Genomic DNA, 20045 nt, shown 5'->3' on the forward strand with positions numbered 1-20045 from the left:
ATTAAATGAAAAATATTCTATTCATCATATTAATCAGCCTCACAATCGGGTCGAAAGCACAGCAGAAAACCTATTGCAACCCGATTAATGTAGACTATGGTTATACCCCTTTCGAGTCTTTTACCGAGTGGGGCAGGCATCGTGCCACGGCCGATCCGGTTATTGTTAACTACAAAGGCGATTTTTACTTGTTTAGCACCAACCAATGGGGTTACTGGCATAGCCCTGATATGCTAAACTGGAAATTTGAAGAACGAAAGTTTCTGCGCCCATGGAATAAAACCAAAGATGAACTCTGCGCACCCGGAGTAGGCATCGTTGGCGATACCATGGTGGTTTTTGGCAGTACTTACACCAAAAATTTCACCCTATGGGGCAGTACCGATCCCAAAGGAAACAAATGGTTTCCTTTGGTTGATTCGTTAGAAATTGGTGGCTGGGACCCGGCATTTTTTACTGATGATGATGGTAAATTTTACATGTACAACGGCAGCAGCAACAACTACCCGATGTATGGAGTAGAATTAGACCGCAAAACATTTAAGCCTAAAGGAACCCGCACCCCAATGTACCTGCTGCAAAGCTGGCGTTATGGCTGGCAACGTTTTGGAGAATATATGGACGATACTTTTCTCGATCCTTTTGCAGAAGGTGCCTGGATGACCAAACACAATGGTAAATACTATTTTCAGTATGGTGCCCCCGGAACCGAGTTTAGCGGCTATTCAGACGGAGTTGTAGTGGGCAGTAAACCACTTTTTGATGGTATTCAGGCTACACCTCAATCCGATCCACTGAGTTATAAGGGCGGTGGTTTTTCACGCGGTGCTGGCCATGGGGCAACTTTTCAGGATAACAACACAAACTACTGGCACATTTCTACCAGCATTATATGCGTTAAAAACACCTGGGAACGCCGGATGGGCATTTGGCCTACGGGTTTTGATCAGGATGATGTAATGTGGACCAATACCGCATTTGGCGATTATCCGCTCTATCTGCCTTCCGAAAGAAAAGAAAATGGCCCTGCAGGCCCAGGCTGGATGCTTATCAACTATAAAAAACCAGTTACGGTTTCATCAACATTGGGTGCTTTTCAGGCCAATAATGCCGTTGATGAAAGTATTAAGACCTATTGGAGTGCTAAAACAGCAAATAATGGCGAATGGATCCAGACAGATTTGGGCAGTTTAGCTACGGTAAATGCCATCCAAATCAATTATGCCGATCAGGATGCTGAGTTTATAGGTAAGCAGACCGGTATTTTTCACCAGTACAAAATCCTTTCATCTGTTGATGGCAAAAAATGGAGTGTTTTGGTTGATAAAAGCCAGAATAAAACCGATGTGCCACATGATTATATCGAGCTCCCCAAAGCGGTTAGAACGAGGTTCATTAAAATGGTTAATATCCACATGCCTACCGGAAAATTTGCCATTAGTGGCCTGCGTGTTTTTGGTAATGGCAATGGCGAAAAACCAACACAGATAAAAAACCTGATTGTGTTGCGCACCGAAAAAGATAAACGCAGTGCCTACATCAAGTGGCAACCGGTTAATAATGCCTTTGCCTATAACCTGTATTACGGTACAGCACCCGATAAACTTTACAACTGCATCATGATACACGATTTTAACGAATACTGGTTTAAAGCGATGGATAGCCAAAAAGCTTACTATTTCGCTATCGAAGCCATAAATGAAAATGGCGTTTCGGCAAAAACTGCAGTGAAGAAAGTAGATTAAAAATATAGCTCGCGCTTGTTTATAACGAGCGTTAGAGCAGTTAAAATGAAAATACGATAGAATCGTAAAGCTATCCTGGCACGCGTTGGAAACGAGTGCCAGCTAGCAAAATGCTCGCGCTCGTTTGTAACGAGCGTGGAAATAGTAAATCGTTTATAACGATTAAAACACAATAAGGAAAAAGAATAAAATACACATACAATGAATAGAGCGAAAATCCTGGTTGTTTTTTTTACAGCCCTCGTACTGAACGCATCTGCGCAGACCAAAAAACCGGTTTCGGCCGAAGAAGCAAAGATGAATACCTTCATCAACAACCTCATGGCTAAAATGACGGTTGAGGAGAAAATTGGCCAGCTGAATTTGCCAAGTTCTGGTGATATTACCACCGGACAAGCCAATAGCAGCGATATTGGTAAAAAAATCAGGGATGGCCAGGTTGGTGGTTTGTTCAATATTAAGGGGGTTGAGAAAATCAAGGCAGTACAAAAGGTTGCCGTGGAAAACAGCAGGATGAAAATCCCTTTGTTGTTTGGCATGGATGTAATCCATGGCTATAACACTGTTTTCCCGATCCCACTGGGTATGAGTGCCACTTGGAACATGGATGCGGTACAAAAATCAGCACGTGTGGCGGCCATTGAAGCTAGTGCAAGCGGTATCAACTGGACCTTCTCTCCTATGGTCGACATTTCGCGTGACCCGCGTTGGGGAAGGATTTCTGAAGGCAATGGAGAAGACCCTTACCTGGGTTCTCAAATTGCAAAAGCCATGGTAAAAGGTTACCAGGGTAAATTGCAGGCCAATAACGAAATTCTGGCTTGTGTAAAACACTATGCCCTTTATGGAGCAGCCGAAGCCGGAAGAGATTACAATACCACCGATATGAGTAAGGTAAAAATGTACAATGAATACCTTCCACCTTACAAAGCAGCCGTTGATGCAGGTGCAGCCAGTATTATGGCTTCTTTTAACGAGGTCGACGGAATTCCGGCTACAGGCAGTAAATGGTTAATGACCGAGGTTTTACGCAACCAGTGGGGCTTTAAAGGCTTTGTGGTGACAGATTATACCGGCATTCCGGAAATGATTGCACACGGCATGGGCGATTTACAAACTGTTTCTGCTTTAGCTTTAAATGCTGGAATAGATATGGACATGGTTGGAGAAGGTTTTTTAGGTACCTTAAAAAAATCGCTTGCAGAAAAGAAAGTTAGCATTGATCAGATTAACAGGGCTTGCCGATTAATCCTTCAGGCAAAATACAAACTAGGCTTATTTGCTGATCCTTATAAATTCTGCGATGCACAAAGAGCAGAAAAAGAAGTTTTCAATCCCGAAAACAGAAGCATTGCGCGCCAGATTGCAGCAGAAAGCTTTGTGCTGCTAAAAAACAAAAACAACGTATTACCACTAAAAAAATCGGGCACCATTGGCCTAATTGGCCCATTGGCCGATAATACTGCAAATATGTACGGTACCTGGAGTGTTGCAGCCTTATTTGACAAATCGGTAACGGTATTGCAGGGTTTAAAAAATGCTTTAGGCAACAATGCCAAAATATTAACTGCCCGTGGATCAAATTTCCTTGCCGATTCTGCTTTAGAGCACCGTTATGTAAACATCCACAACCCTACCTACAAGCACGATTCGCGCACAGAAGCAGATATGATTCAGGAAGCTTTAGAGGTTGCAAAAAAATCGGATGTGATTGTAGCTACCATGGGCGAAAGTTCTGAATTTACAGGGGAGAGCAGCAGTGTTACCGATATCCAGATTCCTGAAACACAAAAAAATCTGTTAAAAGCTTTAGCTAAAACAGGCAAACCAGTGATTTTGGTTTTGTTTACTGGCCGTCCATTGGCATTAAAGTGGGAGGAAGAAAATATACCGGCCATTTTAAATGTTTGGTTTCCGGGTAGTGAAGCTGGCAGTGCTATTGCAGATGTACTTTTTGGTGATGTGAACCCTTCGGGTAAATTAAGTGCTACTTTCCCTCAAAATGTTGGTCAGGTACCACTTTATTATGCGCACAAAAATACTGGCCGTCCTTTGGCCGAAGGTAAATGGTTCGAAAAGTTCCGTTCTAATTATTTAGACGTGAGCAATGATCCCTTATATCCGTTCGGTTTCGGTTTAAGTTATACCACATTTAATTACAGCGATATTAAATTAAGCTCAAATACTTTAACCAAAGGCAAATCCATCAACGCATCTGTTACCTTAAGTAATACGGGCAAATACGATGGTCAGGAGGTAGTACAACTGTATATCCGCGATTTAGTGGGCAGCATTACGCGTCCGGTAAAAGAACTAAAAGGTTTCCAGAAAGTAAGTTTAAAGGCTGGTGAAAGCAAAACCATCACTTTCAACCTTACCGAAAACGACCTTAAATTCTACAACTCAGATTTAAAGTTTGTAGCAGAGCCTGGCGATTTTAAAGTATTCATTGGCACCAACTCACGCGATGTAAAAGAAGCATCTTTTGCACTGAAATAAAGACAATTAGGTTTGGTTGTTAACCCTGTGCTATTGTAAAGTAGCCAGGGTTTTCTATTTTTGTTAAATGAAGCCACTGTAATTTATCAAAACACAAGTGGAAATAACATACCGTGATGCCTGTCTGCTGCAGGCGGGGATTTATCACAATTAAAATAAATTAAACAGATGAAAAAGATTTTTCTCACTATCAGTATTCTTTTTTCTGTACTCTTTTTAAACGCTCAGGATTTTAAAAAATACGACAGGGGAAGTTTTATCAAAGGCAAGGATTCTATTTATTATAGGGTGCTTTTTCCGGAGAACTTTAACCCTGAGGAAAAATATCCCTTAGTTGTTTTCCTGCATGGTAGTGGCGAAAGGGGTAACGATAATGCCAGTCAGCTGGTACACGGGGGCAAACTTTTTTTGAAAAACGATGTCCGCAAAAACTTTCCTGCTATTGTGGTATTCCCGCAATGCCCGGCAAATGATTTTTGGGCCAACATCAATTTAGATAACGATGCCAATGGCAAACGAAAATTAAGCTTTGTTGAAGGAGGTAAGCCAACCAAAATTATGCACGCATTGCAGGGTATGATTAAAGATTTCCTGAAAAAGCCTTACGTAAGCCGCGAACAGGTTTATGTTGGTGGCCTCTCCATGGGTGGAATGGGAACTTACGAGCTGTTAAGAAGAGAGCGTCGCAAATTTGCCGCAGCCATTGCCATTTGTGGTGGCGACAATACCAATAACATTAAAAAATACAAGAAAACGCCACTATGGATTTTCCATGGTGCAAAAGACGATATTGTAGATCCGGCACTATCCATCGCTATTGCCGAACGTTTAAAAACAGTTGGCGACGAGGTTAAGTTTTCGCTTTATCCAAATGCTAACCACAACAGCTGGGACAGTGCATTTGCGGAACCCGAGTTATTGCCCTGGTTGTTTTCGCATAAGAAATAGTTTATCAGACCTTACAGGTTTTAAAAAACTGTAAGGTCTAAATGAAAAAGGTCCCAATGTTAACATCGGGACCTTTTATATAAAATATCAAATGATATTACTCAGCCATATTGTGGTAAACCGCCTGCACATCATCATCCTCTTCCAGTTTATCAATCAGTTTTAAAACATCGGCAGCCTGCTCTTCTGTAACCTCGTGATGCGATAAAGCAATACGCTCCAGTTTAGAGCTTTTTAATTCAATACCTTTTTCTTCCAGTGCTTTTTGTAAAGAGCCAAAGTTTTCGAATGCTCCCTGTGCAACAGCGATATCATTTCCTTCCTCATCGGCTTCTACATATAGTTCTTCCAAACCTGCATCAATCAATTCAAACTCTAGTTCTTCCAGATCTAAACCATCGGCAGGCACAAAGCGAAAAATAGATTTGCGGTTAAAAACAAAGTCTAAAGAACCTGTTTTACCTAAAGTTCCATTGGTTTTGTTAAAGTAACTGCGCACGTTGGCTACAGTACGGTTGGTATTATCGGTTGCTGTTTCAATTAAAACTGCTACTCCGTGAGGTGCATAGCCTTCGTAAACAATTTCTTCGTAATTGGCCAGCGATTTATCAGATGCACGCTTAATAGCTGCCTCCACCCTATCTTTAGGCATGTTTACTGCTTTAGCATTTTGCATTGCAGTACGTAAACGCGAGTTGGTTTCAGGGTGAGGCCCCGATTCCTTAACCGCCATTACAATATCTTTACCAATACGCGTAAACTGAACCGCCATTTTGGCCCAACGCTTAAATTTTCTTTCTTTTCTAAATTCGAATGCTCTTCCCATTGCTTAAGTATTGAGATATCAGATTTGAGATGTGAGACCTTAGGCCTTCAACCTTCCAACCCTCTACCTTTATATTATTTTTTTAAATTCTTTAACATGTCAATTGTCAGTCTCGATAAATCGAACTCTGGTTTCCAGCCCCAATCTTTTGCAGCATAGTTATCATCAATAGAACGTGGCCAGCTATTGGCAATCTGTTGACGTGGATCGTTATCGGTGTAAGATAATGTAAAATCCGGAATATGCTTTCTGATTTCGGCAGCTAAAACCTCTGGTGTAAAACTAACGCCCGCAAAATTATAACTGCTACGCACCGAAATCTGATCAGCAGGTGCGTCCATCAATTCGATTGTACCACGGATGGCATCATCCATATACATCATCGGCAGTTCGGTTTCGGCATTTAAGAAACTCTGGTAACTGCCTTTTTTAAGTGCATCGTGGAAAATGTGAATGGCATAATCGGTAGTTCCACCTCCTGGTGCCGCTTTCCAGCTAATTAACCCCGGATAACGGATACTACGAACATCCAATCCATATTTCTGGTTATAGTACTCGCACCAGCGTTCGCCCGCTAGTTTACTTATACCGTAAACCGTATTCGGGTCCATTACACAATATTGCGAGGTATGATCTTTAGGCGAATTTGGTCCAAACACAGCAATTGAGCTTGGCCAGTACACTTTTGCCGTTTTATATTCAAGTGCTAAATCTAATACATTTAGCAAACCGTTCATATTTAAATCCCAGGCTAATTTAGGATTTTGCTCACCTGTTGCAGATAATAATGCTGCCAACAGGTAAACCTGGGTTGGCCTGTACTTGTGAAAAATGCCTTTAATCATTTCTTTATCAAGCACATTTACAAATTCGAATGGCGCAGAATTTTTGATGTCATAATCTGGCCTACGGATATCGCATGCAACTACGTTATCATCGCCATATATCTTACGCAAAGTGGTAACCAATTCAGTACCAATCTGCCCGTTAGAGCCTAAAACAACAATTTTTTCTTGCATATTTTTCTTGAGATTGAGCAAAGGTAAAAAAATGAGATAAAAGGAGATAAATTATTTATACTTAGTAGATAAGTTGGTTAATTGTTTAAACTGGTTAATTGTTAACTGCAAACTGCTTAACTGGATCAGGTTAACAGTTTAAATTGTATAAATTAGTTAATTGTAAGTTGCAAACTGTTAATTGCGAATTGCTAACTGTTAACTGCAAACTGCTTATCTGGACTGATAAACATTCAAACCTTTCAACTTTAAAACATTCCAACAATAAAGTATTCCAATCTTAAAACATTCCAACTTTAAAACTTAAAATTTATACATTTACTATAATTAGCGTACAACCAAATAAACCAATGACTCCTTTTGAGCCTGAAAATTCTGATGATCTACTTAACCGTCTAAAATTGGGCGACAAGCAGGCTTACGAAAGAGTTTATTTCACTTACAGTAAAGAATTATTACTGGCAGCCTATAAAAAAACAGGTGATAAGGTAATTGCCGAAGAGCTGGTTCAAAACATTTTTATTTCGCTTTGGGAAAAACGAGAGGAAGCCAAAATCAATAACCTGCAGGCGTATTTGTTCGGAGCTTTAAAACTAAGTGTGATTAACCACATCAGAAGTTTGGTTATGGAAAATAAGTATGTGCAATACCAAAGCCTTACCTATACCGAAGATCATCAGGATACCGCTAATTTGGTCGACCTTCACGACCTTTCGGCCATTATCGAACAAGGTATCAATTCGCTCCCCGAAAAAACACAGGAAGTTTTCAGGCTCAGCCGCTACCAGCATCAATCTACCAAAGATATTTCTACTGGTTTAAACATCTCAGAAAAAGCTGTAGAATACCACATTACCCGCTCAATTAAAAGAATAAAAGAATACATCAAAAACTTTTACATCTTTTTATAACTGATTAACAGATAATTACAATTTATTTCATCTTTTTTCTCTTCCAGCTTTAGGGCTTCGCCTCCTTTGTGTTACTTGTATAGTATAAAGCCAAATATTCTTTCTTATGGATCAGAAATCATTCTACGATTTATTAAGCCGTTACGAAAACGGAAATTGTACCGAAGCCGAAAAGCTTTGGATTGATAAATGGTACCATAACATCAATAACAAGAATTTTAAAGATTTGTCTTCAACTGCACTCGATGAAATGCAGGCGAACACCTGGCTCAACATCAACAACATTGAGCAGCAACCAAAAACAACCTTAAAAATTAAAAAGCTATGGCCAAAGCTGGCTATTGCCGCATCAATAGCCATTGCCTTTTTAATTGGAGGTTTATATTTTGCCCGTTACAATCCTGCTGAGCAAGCATTCATTAGCGAAAACAGCGAATTGAACTTAGTCAGCAAAACCAATGATACTGATCGTCCCATCATTATATCGCTTAGCGATTCAAGTACAGTAACACTTAAACCGCAGGCCAATATTCTTTATCCAAAGGTTTTTGCTGCCGGTAAAAGAACGGTTTATTTAAAAGGAACCGCTTTCTTTTCGGTAAGCAAAAACCCTAACAGACCTTTTTATGTGTACAATCAAAAACTGGTTGTGCGTGTGCTGGGTACCAGCTTTTGGGTAAAATCATCGACGGATAAAATGCCTGCCCAGGTTGCGGTAAGAACCGGAAAAGTTCAGGTTCAGGAAAACGCAAAAAGTTCTCTTTTTGGTTTCACCGCACAAAAACTGGCTAAGCCGATTTTACTTACACCCAACCAGAAAGGAATTTTTGCCGATCATAATTTAAAGAAAACCTTAGTAAGTAAACCTATTCCTTTGGCCGAGGCCTACAATGTGCCTACAAGTTTGAGTTATAACTTTAAAGAAGAAAGTGTTAAAGATATTTTCAAAACCTTATCTGAGGCTTACGGAATTGACATAAAATCTGATAACGAGCAGATTTCCAATTACACTTTTACAGGAGATTTAAGTAAAAAAGGGCTTTATGAGCAGCTCGACCTTATTTGCGGAACCATATCAAGCAAATATTATATCCAGGGAACCAGTATAGTGGTTTCGAATAAAAACTAACCAAAATATAAAAACGATGAACAAGAACCACAACACCAACAGCCCGTAACCGCGGCCCGATTTTCCATAATATTTTTCTAAAAAACAAAGCCGACAATGTGGGGCATTGCCGGCGAGCTAAATACAAAGAAATGTATTCATGGTATTCCTATGTCCAATAAATCCAATCATTTAATGAACAATAACCAAATTTATGAAAAAAAATCAACTTATTTCGCTGGCGATATATGCAATGAGAGTTTCGATTTACCAAATACTTGCAATAGTAATTTTTACCTGTGCTGCATTCGCTAAAAATGTAGGCGCCCAGGAATTCCTGAATAAACCTATTTCGATCAAAGCCGATCAAACAGATATTAAAACCATTATCGAAAAAACCGAGTTGCTTGCAAATGTAAAGTTTGTGTACAGCCCTCAATTAATCAACTCTGACAGGAAAATTTCTGTCAACGTAGTTAACCAAAAACTTAAGTACTTTCTTGAGAATTCGCTAAAACGTTATGACGTGGGATATAGGATAGTTAAAGATCAGATTCTGCTCTATTCTATTCCCGCCAATAACAACCTGGCATTATTAAAGGCTTTTGAAGGTATAGTTACCGGTAAAGTTACCGACAGCAAAGGTAACGCCATCCCTGGAGTATCGGTTACCGTAAAAGGGAAAAGCATTGGTACCACAACTGATGAGAATGGTGCTTTTGCATTAAAAGGCCTCACCGTTGATAGCCGCGTACTGGTGGTAAGATATGTAGGTTATATATCTAAAGAAGTAAACCTATCTGCAGGCAATGCCGATGAAAACCTGAACATCAGTTTATCAGAAGATAACCTGCAGTTGGAAAGTGTGATGGTAACTGGCGGTAACCCGAAGAAAAAACTGGAAAGTAGCGTGGCCCTTACTTCAGTAAGCAATAAGGATATTACCAACAGGGCACCTTTAAACAGTACTGATTTGTTAAAAGCAATACCGGGTTTAACAGTAGAAAGTACAGGTGGCGATGGTCCGGGCAACGTTTGGGTAAGGGGGTTTCCACAGCAAGGCGGTTATATTTTCCTGGGCATTCAGGAAGATGGACTACCCCTTTTGCCAACAGGCTTCAACACCAACCCATCTGTAGATCAATATTATAAAACAGATTTAACCATTCAGAATATCGAAGCGGTAAGAGGTGGTAATGCTTCTATTATTCAGGCCAATACCCCAGGCGCAGTGGTTAACAACCTCAGCTACGTTGGTGCCGATAAACAATATGGCCAGTTTAAATTCACCACAGGGTTTTCGCAGGGTTTATATCGCTTTGATGGAAATACAGGGGGAAAAATAAACGACCAGATTAAATACAACATCGGTGGTTTTTTCCGTACCGATAATGGCGTAGTAGATCAGGGTTTTAATCCGGCCAACCAGGGTGGGCAAATTAAAGGCAACATGACTTTTAATTTTAAAAACCATAAAGGCTTTATCCGTGTGTATGGTAAATACCTGAACGATAAAGTTCAGTTTTTGTTAACCAGTTACTACCCTTACGATGGTACTGGCAAACCAACTACTTACCGCGATTACGATATGGCTTCACAATCTATCGTTCCACTTCAAACCGAATGGAGTTACAATGATCCGGCAACCGGCAATCACAATTTTAGTTTGACAGATGGTATCCATACCAAATTAGGATCAGTTGGTTTTCAGTTCAACTACCTGACAGATGGGGGCTGGCAGATTGTTAACAATTTCCGTTACCAAAATACCCATACCAATTCTACTTATACCGTTCCGGCCGGAATTGCAGCAAGAACTGCAACAACCCCCTATTATTATCCGGGTGGTACCGTAGCACCATTTGTTACCGGCGATTATGTAATTACTTCATCGGCCAATGGTCAAATCAATAGTGATGTGCAGATTGTAAATTACTTGGATCTAAAGAAAACTATTAAAAACCATAGTTTAGGTATAGGTGCAGGTATTCATCAGTATAACCGCGATGATTTGCGCTATGCTTTCCGCTCGTTCTCAGAATTTAAAGAGCATCCGAGCATCTTATTACAATCGCCAACTGCTGGTGAACGAACAATCCAAACCAAAAACACTTTTATTGGCGATACCAGAACATTATCTGCCTATGTTAGTGATGAGATTAAAATTTCGGAGCAGTGGCGTTTAGATATCGGTGCAAGGATCGATAACCAGAACGTAAAAGGCGACAGACCATATTATGCTTTAAATGCAAACGGTACGGTAAACACAACTGCAGCCGCCACCGCAACAATATTAGGCTATACCGCTTACGATGAAACCTTAACCAACTGGTCGGCCTCTTTGGGTGCAAACTATAAAATAAACAATACCGCAAGTATTTTTGCAAGAGCTACAAAAGCTTATAATGCGCCTAACATTGGCGATTATAATGCAGCAGCCTATAATGCGGCGAATATCAAAAAACGCCCTGTTTATTTAGGCGAAGTTGGTTTTAAATATGCCAAAAACAACCTGGCTATTTTTGCTTCAGGAAGTTACTCGGCCATTAAAAATGTATCTTTAACCATCAATGTGCCAACAACAGCAGCAGGTACCCAGGCTTTAGTGGCTTTTGGCTCTACCCGTACCTGGAGTGCCGAATATGAAGTATCATACAAAATTGCCAAACCATTAAGCTTACGCTTAACCGGAACACTACAGGATTCTAAATACACTGATTACGAAGCATCAACCAAAGGAAATGCAGCGGTACTGGCCGAATTCGGAGATCGTGTTTACAGTTTTACCGGTAAAAGAACCGAACGTGTTCCGGTTTTAAATACTGAGCTTGGCGCCAATTACGATTATAAAAACTTTAACTTATATGTAGCTGCAAATTATGTAGGCAGTCGTTTCACCTCGCCAAGCGATAGCTACAGGCTACCTGCCTATGTGGTAATGAAAGCAGGCGCAGGTTATAATTTCACTAAAAAGATTTCAGTAAGATTTTGGGCAGACAACTTGTTAAATGCAAAAGTGCTGACAGAGGGCGATGTTCGCGGAGACCAATTCAGAGATTTCTCGACCGTAACCCCTGGCACATTAATGATTGGCAGAACATTACTTCAACGTACTTTCTGGGGATCATTGGCTTATTCATTCTAACAAATAAAACCGGAGTTTACGCTCCGGTTTTTTTAATTCTAATACATCATGACAACAAGAAGATCATTTTTACAAAAGGTAAGTTTAGCTGGTGCAGCAGCCTTTTTAAGTCCATCAATTATTACATCGGCTTTAGCCCAACCCACAAAACTTTCGAAAATCGGCATCGGCCTGTTTACCTTACGTGAACAGTTAACTGCCGACGTTAAAGCAACAATAGCACAAGTAGCTCGCATCGGTTATAATCAGGTAGAAACTTATTATGGCTATCCCGGCAAATATGAAGTAAAAGGCTTTTGGGGTTTAGAAGCCAGAGATTTTAATGAACTACTAAAAGCCAATGGACTCACATCGCCAAGCGGGCATTACAATGTAACCGAATTTCTTTCTACCAGCGACGACAAAGTATTAAAATCGCACATCGAAACCGCAGCGACAGTTGGCCAGAAATATTTTGTTATCCCTGCCTTACCAACAGATATCAGGGCAAATGGTACATTAGATGATTACAAGCGTATGGCAGCAAAGTTTAACCAGGCTGCAGAGCTTTGCCAAAAATCGGGTTTAAAATTAGCCTACCACAACCACAACTTCGAGTTTAAAGATCAGGGAAATGGTCTTACAGGCTATGATATTTTATTAAATGAAACTGAAGCCAAACTTGTAGGTTTCGAGCTCGATATCTTCTGGGCAGTTAACGCAGGCTTGAACCCTGTTGATATGTTTAAGAAAAATCCAGGCCGTTATAAAATGTTTCATGTTAAGGATATGGACAAAGAAGATAAGGCCGTATTTACCGAAGTAGGCTCGGGCAGAATAGATTTTAAACCCATTTTTACAGCTTCAAAACTGGCCGGTGTAGATTATATTTTCACAGAACAAGACCTGATTAAAAAGCCGCCTTTTGAAAGTATTACAGAAAGCTACAATTACATTAAAAAGAACCTGCTTTAAACCCAAAATTTCTGCCGAAATAAAGGCTGTTAACGATTTACTGGTAAATAAGACATTCAATCACACTAAATGTACTTTTTACACCAAGTAAATTAAGCACAAAAACAGGCTTTAATTAGCATTAAACAAACAAAATCCATATTATTTAGAATAATTATTCGGAGTAACAATAGCGTTGCGTATCAATAATTTAACGGTGTAACCTTAACGTTTCCATTATATTTTTTCTAATATTACTCATTCAACACATAACATAACCAATATATAAAACCATAAATACGATGCATAGAAGAGAAGCACTCAAAAACGTTGCATTTTTGCTGGGAGGAGCAATCTCAGCAAGTACAATGGGCGTTTTATTTGAAAGTTTTACGCTCCCGGAAAACGAAAAAAACTTCGTACAGTATTCTATTGAGGATGAGAAGATTTTTGCTGAATTTGCTGATATCATTGTTCCAACTACCCAGTCATCTGCCGGTGCCAAAGCTGCCGGATTAGGTAAATTTATACCAATGATGATGAAAGACTGTTATCCTGCTGCCATGCAAACTTCATTCGCAAATGGATTTAAAGCCCTTCAGGCTAAATCGATGAAAGATTTCGGAAAAAGTTACATCACCTTAACCCTTGCCGACCGCAAAAAGTTAATGACCGATTTAAGAACCATCGCCATTGCACAGAAAGAAACTAAATCAGAGGAGAACAAAGATTTAGCTTATTTCTTCATTACCGCACGCGATTTAACTTTGCTAGGTTATTACTCATCCGAAATTGGTTGCACCAAAGCAAGGGCTTACGTTCTTGTTCCAGGCCGTTATGATGGCAATACTACCTTAAAGCCTGGCCAAAAATCGTGGGCTACCTAACATCAACTACAACGACAAAACATCATGAATTTAAATACAAATTTAAAAGCAGAAAATACTTACGATGCTATTGTTATAGGATCGGGGATTAGTGGCGGCTGGGCTGCAAAAGAACTTACCGAAAAAGGCTTACGCGTTTTAATGCTCGAAAGAGGGATGAACATTGAGCACATCACGGGTTACGAAACCGCAATGAAAAATCCATGGGATTTTAAACATGCTGGTAAATTAACTGAAGAGCAAAAACGTACCCACCCGGTACAAAAAAGAGATTACCCTTATCAGGAAGCGAACGAAAAATGGTGGGTAAACGATTTGGAATGCCCTTATACAGAAGATAAACGTTTCGATTGGTACCGTGGTTTCCATGTGGGCGGTAAATCGCTAATGTGGGGCCGTCAGAGTTACCGTTTAAGCGATCATAACTTCGAAGATAACGCAAGGGATGGTCACGGAAGTGACTGGCCGGTTCGTTATGCCGAGCTTTCGCCATGGTACGATTATGCCGAGCGTTTTGCAGGCATCAGTGGTTCTAACGAAAACTGGCCTACCTGTCCAGATGGGCAGTTTTTACCACCAATGGATTTAAACATTGTAGAAAAATCGGTAAAAGCACGTATAGAAGAGCACTATAAAAGAGAGCGGATTATGATGATTGGCCGTGTGGCTAACCTTACCGTTCCGCATAAAGGCCGTGGCAATTGCCAGTACAGAAATTTATGCAGCCGCGGTTGTCCGTTTGGTGCATATTTCAGTACGCAATCTTCTACCCTGCCTGCTGCTATGGCTACTAAACGTTTAACGTTAAGACCATACTCTATTGTAAACCACATTATTTACGACAAAGACACCAAAAAAGCTAAAGGTGTAATGGTTATTGATGCACAAACCAACAAAACAATGGAGTTTTATGCCAAAATTGTTTTTGTTAATGGTTCTACTTTAGGTTCTACTTTTATCTTGTTAAACTCTACTTCTGAGGCGCATCCAAATGGTTTGGGTAATGGCAGCGGTCAGTTAGGGCACAACTTAATGGATCACCACTTCCGTTGTGGTGCATCCGGCGAAGCTGAAGGTTTCGACGATAAATACACCTATGGCCGTCGTGCAAACGGTATTTATATCCCAAGGTATCAAAACATCGGAAACGATAAACGCGATTATTTACGTGGTTTCGGTTATCAGGGTGGTGCAAGTAGAAGTAACTGGCAAAATGATGTAGCCGAGTTATCGTTCGGTGCAGACCTGAAAGAAAAAATGACCAAACCAGGCAAATGGAGCATGGGCTTGGGCGGTTTCGGAGAGATGTTGCCATATTACGAAAACAAGGTTTACATTGATAAAACCAAAAAAGATAAATGGGGACAGCCGGTATTGGCCATTGATTGCGAATACAAGGAAAACGAGAAAAAAATGCGTACGGACATGATGAACGATGCTGCTGAAATGTTAGAAAAAGCAGGCATGAAAAACATCAAAACCTACGATAATGGTTGCTATCCTGGTATGGCCATTCACGAAATGGGTACAGCCAGAATGGGTAACGATCCAAAAACATCGGTGCTTAACAAATGGAACCAGATGCATGAGGTGAATAACGTTTTTGTAACCGATGGATCATGTATGCCATCTATCGCATGTCAAAACCCATCATTAACATTTATGGCGCTAACCGCACGTGCTGCAGATTACGCAGTAAAAGAATTAAAGAAAAAGAATATCTAGAAAGGTTTAAGGTGAAAGGTTTAAGGTATAAGGTTAATATCCCTATACCCTAAGCCATTTACCCTATGCCCTATACCTCAACATGAAAAGAAAATTAAGAATGGGCATGATAGGCGGTGGAAAAGACGCCTTTATTGGTGCCGTACACCGTTTGGCCGCTAATATGGATGGCCTGATTGAATTATCTGCAGGAGCGCTTAGCATAAACCCCGAAATCGGTTACGAATCAGGAAAAATCCTTTTTCTTCCTGATAACCGCATTTACACCAGTTATGAAGAGATGCTGACAAAAGAAAGCGAATTGCCAGCTGATGAAAGAATTGACTTTGTAACTATTGTTACCCCAAATTTTGCCCACTTTGCACCAGCAATGATGGCACTGGATAAAGGTTTCAATGTGGTAATAGAAAAACCAATGACTTTAACTCTAGATGAAGCTAAACAACTGCAGGCTAAAGTAGAGGAAACAGGCCTAACCCTTTGTTTAACCCACACCTACTCGGGCTACCCAATGGTTAAGCAAGCCAGGCAAATGGTAAGCGAAGGCGAACTGGGTGCTATCCGCAAAATTGTAGTAGAATATCCTCAAGGCTGGTTAAGTACACTTTCTGAGCGCGAAGGCAATGCACAGGCAGCTTGGCGTACCGACCCATCTAAAACCGGGAAAAGCGGTTGCATGGGCGATATTGGTACACATGCAGCGCATCTTGCTGAATACATTTCAGGATTAAAAATCTCTAAAATTTGTGCCGATTTAAACATTGTTGTCCCAGGAAGAGCTATTGATGATGACGGTAACGTATTGTTAAAATTCGATAATGGAGCTAACGGCGTATTAGTAGCTTCGCAAATTGCCGCTGGCGAAGAAAATGCATTAAAAATTAGGGTTTATGGCGAAAAAGGTGGTTTAGAGTGGCACCAGATGGAACCAAATACCCTAATTGTAAGATGGTTAAACGCACCTGCCCAGATTTACAGAACGGGTAATGGCTATATGGGTAGTTTTGCAAAACACAATACCCGCACACCAGGTGGTCACCCTGAAGGTTATTTAGAAGCATTTGCCAACATTTATAAAAACTTTGCACTTACTGTAGATGCAAAATTAAATAACGAGCAACCTACGGCTGAAATGCTTGATTTCCCAGGTACCGCAGATGGTATCAGAGGAATGGCATTTATCGAAAATGTTGTGGCATCAGCCCAATCAGATCAAAAATGGTTAGACTATAAACTATAACAATTCGGCATGACAACGATAAAAGGACCCGCTGTATTTTTAGCGCAGTTTATAAGCGATGAAGCACCGTTTAATACCCTTGATAACATTTGCAAATGGGCTGCTGACTTGGGATTTAAAGGTATCCAGATGCCAACACTGGATGCCCGTTTTATTGATCTTAAACAAGCAGCTGAAAGCAAAACCTATGCTGATGAATTAAAAGGCAAAATTGCAACCTACGGCTTAGAGATAACCGAACTATCTACACACTTACAAGGCCAGTTGGTTGCAGTGCACCCTGCTTACGATGACTTGTTTGATGCCTTTGCACCAAAAGAAGTACACAAAAACCCAAAAGCGAGAACTGAATGGGCCGTACAACAGATGAAATATGCGGCAAAAGCATCACAAAACCTAGGCTTAAATGCCCATGCTACCTTTAGTGGTTCGCTATTGTGGCAATATTTTCATCCCTGGCCACAACGCCCTGCAGGTTTGGTAGAAGAAGGCTTTGCCGAACTGGCCAAACGCTGGACACCAATTTTGAACGAATTTGACCAATGTGGTGTAGATGTATGCTACGAAATTCATCCTGGCGAAGATTTATTTGACGGAGAAACTTACGAAATGTTCCTTGCAGCAGTAAATAATCACCCTAGGGCATGCTTATTGTATGATCCATCACACTTTGTTTTACAGCAGTTAGATTACATTCAGTACATTGATTTTTACCACGAAAGAATTAAAGCCTTTCATGTTAAGGATGCAGAATTTAACCCAACAGGTAAACAAGGTACTTTTGGCGGTTACCAAAGCTGGGCAAATCGTGCTGGCCGTTACCGCTCTCCTGGTGATGGACAGGTAGATTTTAAAACCATTTTCAGTAAACTGGCACAATACGATTTTAAAGGTTGGGCCGTTATGGAGTGGGAATGCTGCATTAAAAACCAGCAGGATGGTGCACGCGAAGGTGCCGATTTTATTAAAAAGAACATTATCAGCGTAACCGATAAAGCATTTGATGATTTTGCTGCATCAGGGAGTGATAGTGCTTTCAATAAAAAAATATTAGGACTATAACTGTAACAACATGCAATGAAACCTGCATAGGCAAAACAAATTAATATTACCGCTTATGCCAGCTCGAATAAGAATAAAAACAAAACACACAATGAAAAAAACATTTTTAATTTTAGGCGCTGTAGTCATTTTTATGGCGTCTTTCACGAAAGCAGATTTAGCGAAAGAGAAAAGTGCAATCGCAACAGCAACCATGGCCAACAGTGCCTTTCAATCACATCCAGGTGAAAAACTAATTAATAAATCTGACTGTTTGGGTTGCCACAACAAAACCAATAAAATTATCGGTCCAGCTTATATTGAGGTTGCAAAAAAATACCCGGCTACCGAGAAAAACATTAACATGTTAGCCGATAAAATTATTAAAGGTGGTACCGGAGTTTGGGGCAACATGCCAATGACTGCACATGCTACTCTTAAAAAAGAAGATGCAAAATTAATGGTAAAATATATTTTGTCCCTGAAAAAATAATTTAACCTCATCAGCAAATCGATTTACCTCATATGAAAACAGAGCAAGAAAATAAAACCACGAGTAACCGTCGTGATTTTATTAAAACAACAGCAATCGCTGCCGCTGCATTTATGATCGTTCCGCGCCACGTTTTGGGCGGTCCAGGTTATTTGGCACCAAGCGACCGCTTATTGGTTGCCGGTATCGGTGTTGGCGGAAAAGGCCAAAGCGATTTAGATATGTTTTACAAAAGCGGAAAAGCAGATATTGCCTTTCTATGTGATGTAGACGATCGCCGGGCCGCCAACAGTGTAAAAGCTTTTCCTAAAGCCAAATACTATAAAGACTGGCGCGAAATGCTGGATAAGGAGCATAAAAACTTCGATGCTGTCTCTGTTTCCACTCCCGATCATAACCATGCTATCCAGGCTTTGGCAGCCATGCAACTGGGTAAACATGTGTATGTTCAAAAACCATTAACACACGATATTTACGAGGCCCGCATTTTAACTGCAGCTGCGAAAAAATATCAGGTGGTTACACAAATGGGTAATCAAGGTGCATCAAACGATGGGCCGCGCCAAATGAAAGAATGGTACGAAGCTGGTTTAATTGGCGATGTACATACCGTTTACGCATGGACCAACCGTCCGGTGTGGCCTCAGGGTATTCCGTGGCCAAGCCAAAAGGCCGAAATTCCGAAAGAATTAGATTGGAATTTATGGCTGGGAACTGCCCCTGAAAAAGATTTTGTTGATAAACTGGTTCCTTTTAACTGGCGTGGCTGGTGGGATTACGGAACAGGTGCATTGGGCGATATGGGTTGTCACTTAATCGAAGCTCCTTTTAGTGTATTAAATTTAAAATATGCCAAAGAAGTTGAGGCTAGTGTAGGCTCTGTATATGTGGATGAATTTAAACGCGGTTATTTCCCTGAGAGTTGTCCTCCATCAAGCCATGTTACCTTAAAATTCCCAAAAACAAATAAAACCAAAGGCGATGTAACCTTACATTGGATGGATGGTGGTATTCAGCCAGAGCGTCCTGAAGAATTAGAAGCAAACGAAACTTTTGGCGACGGTGGTAACGGTACTTTATTTATCGGTACCAAAGGTAAAATGATGTCTGAAACTTACAGTGCCAACCCTAAGTTATTGCCTTTAATCAGAAATAACGACATTAAGGTTAAGCCTAAATATGCGCGTGTGCCCGATGGCGCCAATGGCCACTATAAACAATGGGTAGAAGCAGCAATTGCAGGTTATGGTAAGCAAGAAGTAAGCTCTCCTTTCGAAATTGCCGGTCCGTTAACCGAAGCTTTATTAATGGCCAATCTGGCAATCAGAAGCTTCGATATTCAGAAAACCGTAAATGGTAAGGTTACTTACCCGGGCAGATACACCAAAATGCTTTGGGATAACGACAACATGAAGGTAACCAACTTTGATGAAGCCAACCAGTTCGTAAAACGCGAATATCGCAAGGGCTGGAATAATTTAACACTTTAATAATCACAAACCTCATAGGCTTTCTAAACCTATGA

The 20045-nt window shown here is 40.5% G+C and carries 15 protein-coding genes; 13 read left to right on the plus strand and 2 right to left on the minus strand.

The window, feature by feature from the left end:
- Positions 1–5 precede the first annotated feature (5 nt).
- From G7074_RS04100 to G7074_RS04110, 3 genes are all read left to right on the plus strand, one after another.
- Positions 6–1745, plus strand: coding sequence for a family 43 glycosylhydrolase (locus G7074_RS04100; protein ID WP_124559501.1), 1740 nt, complete (start codon positions 6–8; stop codon positions 1743–1745).
- A gap of 201 nt (positions 1746–1946) precedes the next feature.
- On the plus strand, positions 1947–4244 hold the full coding sequence (gene bglX, locus G7074_RS04105) for a beta-glucosidase BglX (RefSeq protein ID WP_124559500.1): 2298 nt from the start codon (positions 1947–1949) through the stop codon (positions 4242–4244).
- 168 nt (positions 4245–4412) lie between these two features.
- On the plus strand, positions 4413–5192 hold the full coding sequence (locus G7074_RS04110; protein WP_124559499.1) for a prolyl oligopeptidase family serine peptidase: 780 nt from the start codon (positions 4413–4415) through the stop codon (positions 5190–5192).
- A 97-nt stretch (positions 5193–5289) separates the two neighbouring features.
- Here the strand turns inward: G7074_RS04110 and G7074_RS04115 are convergent, their stop codons facing one another.
- Entirely contained in the window at positions 5290–6018 is a 729-nt protein-coding gene (locus G7074_RS04115) for a YebC/PmpR family DNA-binding transcriptional regulator (RefSeq protein ID WP_124559498.1), read from the minus strand.
- A 74-nt stretch (positions 6019–6092) separates the two neighbouring features.
- Positions 6093–7037, minus strand: a complete 945-nt coding sequence (locus G7074_RS04120; protein WP_166207078.1) for an NAD-dependent epimerase/dehydratase family protein — start codon at positions 7035–7037, stop codon at positions 6093–6095.
- 350 nt (positions 7038–7387) lie between these two features.
- Between G7074_RS04120 and G7074_RS04125 the strand changes: the two genes are divergently transcribed.
- The 10 genes from G7074_RS04125 to G7074_RS04170 all read left to right on the plus strand — a co-directional run bounded on the left by G7074_RS04125 (position 7388) and on the right by G7074_RS04170 (position 20010).
- Positions 7388–7948, plus strand: a complete 561-nt coding sequence (locus G7074_RS04125) for a sigma-70 family RNA polymerase sigma factor (protein WP_124559496.1) — start codon at positions 7388–7390, stop codon at positions 7946–7948.
- Positions 7949–8054: 106 nt separating this feature from the next.
- Positions 8055–9077, plus strand: coding sequence for a FecR family protein (locus tag G7074_RS04130; RefSeq protein WP_124559495.1), 1023 nt, complete (start codon positions 8055–8057; stop codon positions 9075–9077).
- A 193-nt stretch (positions 9078–9270) separates the two neighbouring features.
- A complete protein-coding gene (locus G7074_RS04135) occupies positions 9271–12201 on the plus strand; it encodes a TonB-dependent receptor (RefSeq protein WP_166207081.1) in 2931 nt (976 codons plus the stop codon).
- A gap of 48 nt (positions 12202–12249) precedes the next feature.
- On the plus strand, positions 12250–13155 hold the full coding sequence (locus tag G7074_RS04140; RefSeq protein ID WP_166207084.1) for a TIM barrel protein: 906 nt from the start codon (positions 12250–12252) through the stop codon (positions 13153–13155).
- A gap of 281 nt (positions 13156–13436) precedes the next feature.
- The gene (locus tag G7074_RS04145; RefSeq protein ID WP_124559492.1) at positions 13437–14021 is read left to right on the plus strand and encodes a gluconate 2-dehydrogenase subunit 3 family protein; all 585 of its coding nucleotides are present in this window, start codon (positions 13437–13439) and stop codon (positions 14019–14021) included.
- Positions 14022–14045: 24 nt separating this feature from the next.
- On the plus strand, positions 14046–15746 hold the full coding sequence (locus G7074_RS04150) for a GMC oxidoreductase (RefSeq protein WP_199748310.1): 1701 nt from the start codon (positions 14046–14048) through the stop codon (positions 15744–15746).
- Between the two features lie 82 nt (positions 15747–15828).
- Positions 15829–16986 carry a Gfo/Idh/MocA family protein gene (locus G7074_RS04155; protein WP_124559490.1) on the plus strand — a complete coding sequence of 386 codons (1158 nt, stop codon included), beginning with the start codon at positions 15829–15831 and terminating at the stop codon, positions 16984–16986.
- A 9-nt stretch (positions 16987–16995) separates the two neighbouring features.
- Complete coding sequence (locus G7074_RS04160; RefSeq protein ID WP_124559489.1) at positions 16996–18048, plus strand: sugar phosphate isomerase/epimerase; 1053 nt, start codon at positions 16996–16998, stop codon at positions 18046–18048.
- Positions 18049–18139: 91 nt separating this feature from the next.
- Positions 18140–18520 carry a c-type cytochrome gene (locus G7074_RS04165; protein ID WP_124559488.1) on the plus strand — a complete coding sequence of 127 codons (381 nt, stop codon included), beginning with the start codon at positions 18140–18142 and terminating at the stop codon, positions 18518–18520.
- A 32-nt stretch (positions 18521–18552) separates the two neighbouring features.
- Positions 18553–20010, plus strand: coding sequence for a Gfo/Idh/MocA family protein (locus tag G7074_RS04170; protein WP_166207087.1), 1458 nt, complete (start codon positions 18553–18555; stop codon positions 20008–20010).
- Positions 20011–20045: the final 35 nt, after the last annotated feature.

The organism is Pedobacter sp. HDW13 (assembly GCF_011303555.1).
GTDB lineage: Bacteria > Bacteroidota > Bacteroidia > Sphingobacteriales > Sphingobacteriaceae > Pedobacter.

Excerpts from the sequence above, each read along its gene's own strand:
- G7074_RS04100 (WP_124559501.1), top strand. The coding sequence starts at position 6 with ATGAAAAATATTCTATTCATCATATTAATCAGCCTCACAATCGGGTCG.
- bglX (WP_124559500.1), top strand. The coding sequence starts at position 1,947 with ATGAATAGAGCGAAAATCCTGGTTGTTTTTTTTACAGCCCTCGTACTG.
- G7074_RS04110 (WP_124559499.1), top strand. The coding sequence starts at position 4,413 with ATGAAAAAGATTTTTCTCACTATCAGTATTCTTTTTTCTGTACTCTTT.
- G7074_RS04115 (WP_124559498.1), bottom strand. The coding sequence starts at position 6,018 with ATGGGAAGAGCATTCGAATTTAGAAAAGAAAGAAAATTTAAGCGTTGG.
- G7074_RS04120 (WP_166207078.1), bottom strand. The coding sequence starts at position 7,037 with ATGCAAGAAAAAATTGTTGTTTTAGGCTCTAACGGGCAGATTGGTACT.
- G7074_RS04125 (WP_124559496.1), top strand. The coding sequence starts at position 7,388 with ATGACTCCTTTTGAGCCTGAAAATTCTGATGATCTACTTAACCGTCTA.
- G7074_RS04130 (WP_124559495.1), top strand. The coding sequence starts at position 8,055 with ATGGATCAGAAATCATTCTACGATTTATTAAGCCGTTACGAAAACGGA.
- G7074_RS04135 (WP_166207081.1), top strand. The coding sequence starts at position 9,271 with ATGAAAAAAAATCAACTTATTTCGCTGGCGATATATGCAATGAGAGTT.
- G7074_RS04140 (WP_166207084.1), top strand. The coding sequence starts at position 12,250 with ATGACAACAAGAAGATCATTTTTACAAAAGGTAAGTTTAGCTGGTGCA.
- G7074_RS04145 (WP_124559492.1), top strand. The coding sequence starts at position 13,437 with ATGCATAGAAGAGAAGCACTCAAAAACGTTGCATTTTTGCTGGGAGGA.
- G7074_RS04150 (WP_199748310.1), top strand. The coding sequence starts at position 14,046 with ATGAATTTAAATACAAATTTAAAAGCAGAAAATACTTACGATGCTATT.
- G7074_RS04155 (WP_124559490.1), top strand. The coding sequence starts at position 15,829 with ATGAAAAGAAAATTAAGAATGGGCATGATAGGCGGTGGAAAAGACGCC.
- G7074_RS04160 (WP_124559489.1), top strand. The coding sequence starts at position 16,996 with ATGACAACGATAAAAGGACCCGCTGTATTTTTAGCGCAGTTTATAAGC.
- G7074_RS04165 (WP_124559488.1), top strand. The coding sequence starts at position 18,140 with ATGAAAAAAACATTTTTAATTTTAGGCGCTGTAGTCATTTTTATGGCG.
- G7074_RS04170 (WP_166207087.1), top strand. The coding sequence starts at position 18,553 with ATGAAAACAGAGCAAGAAAATAAAACCACGAGTAACCGTCGTGATTTT.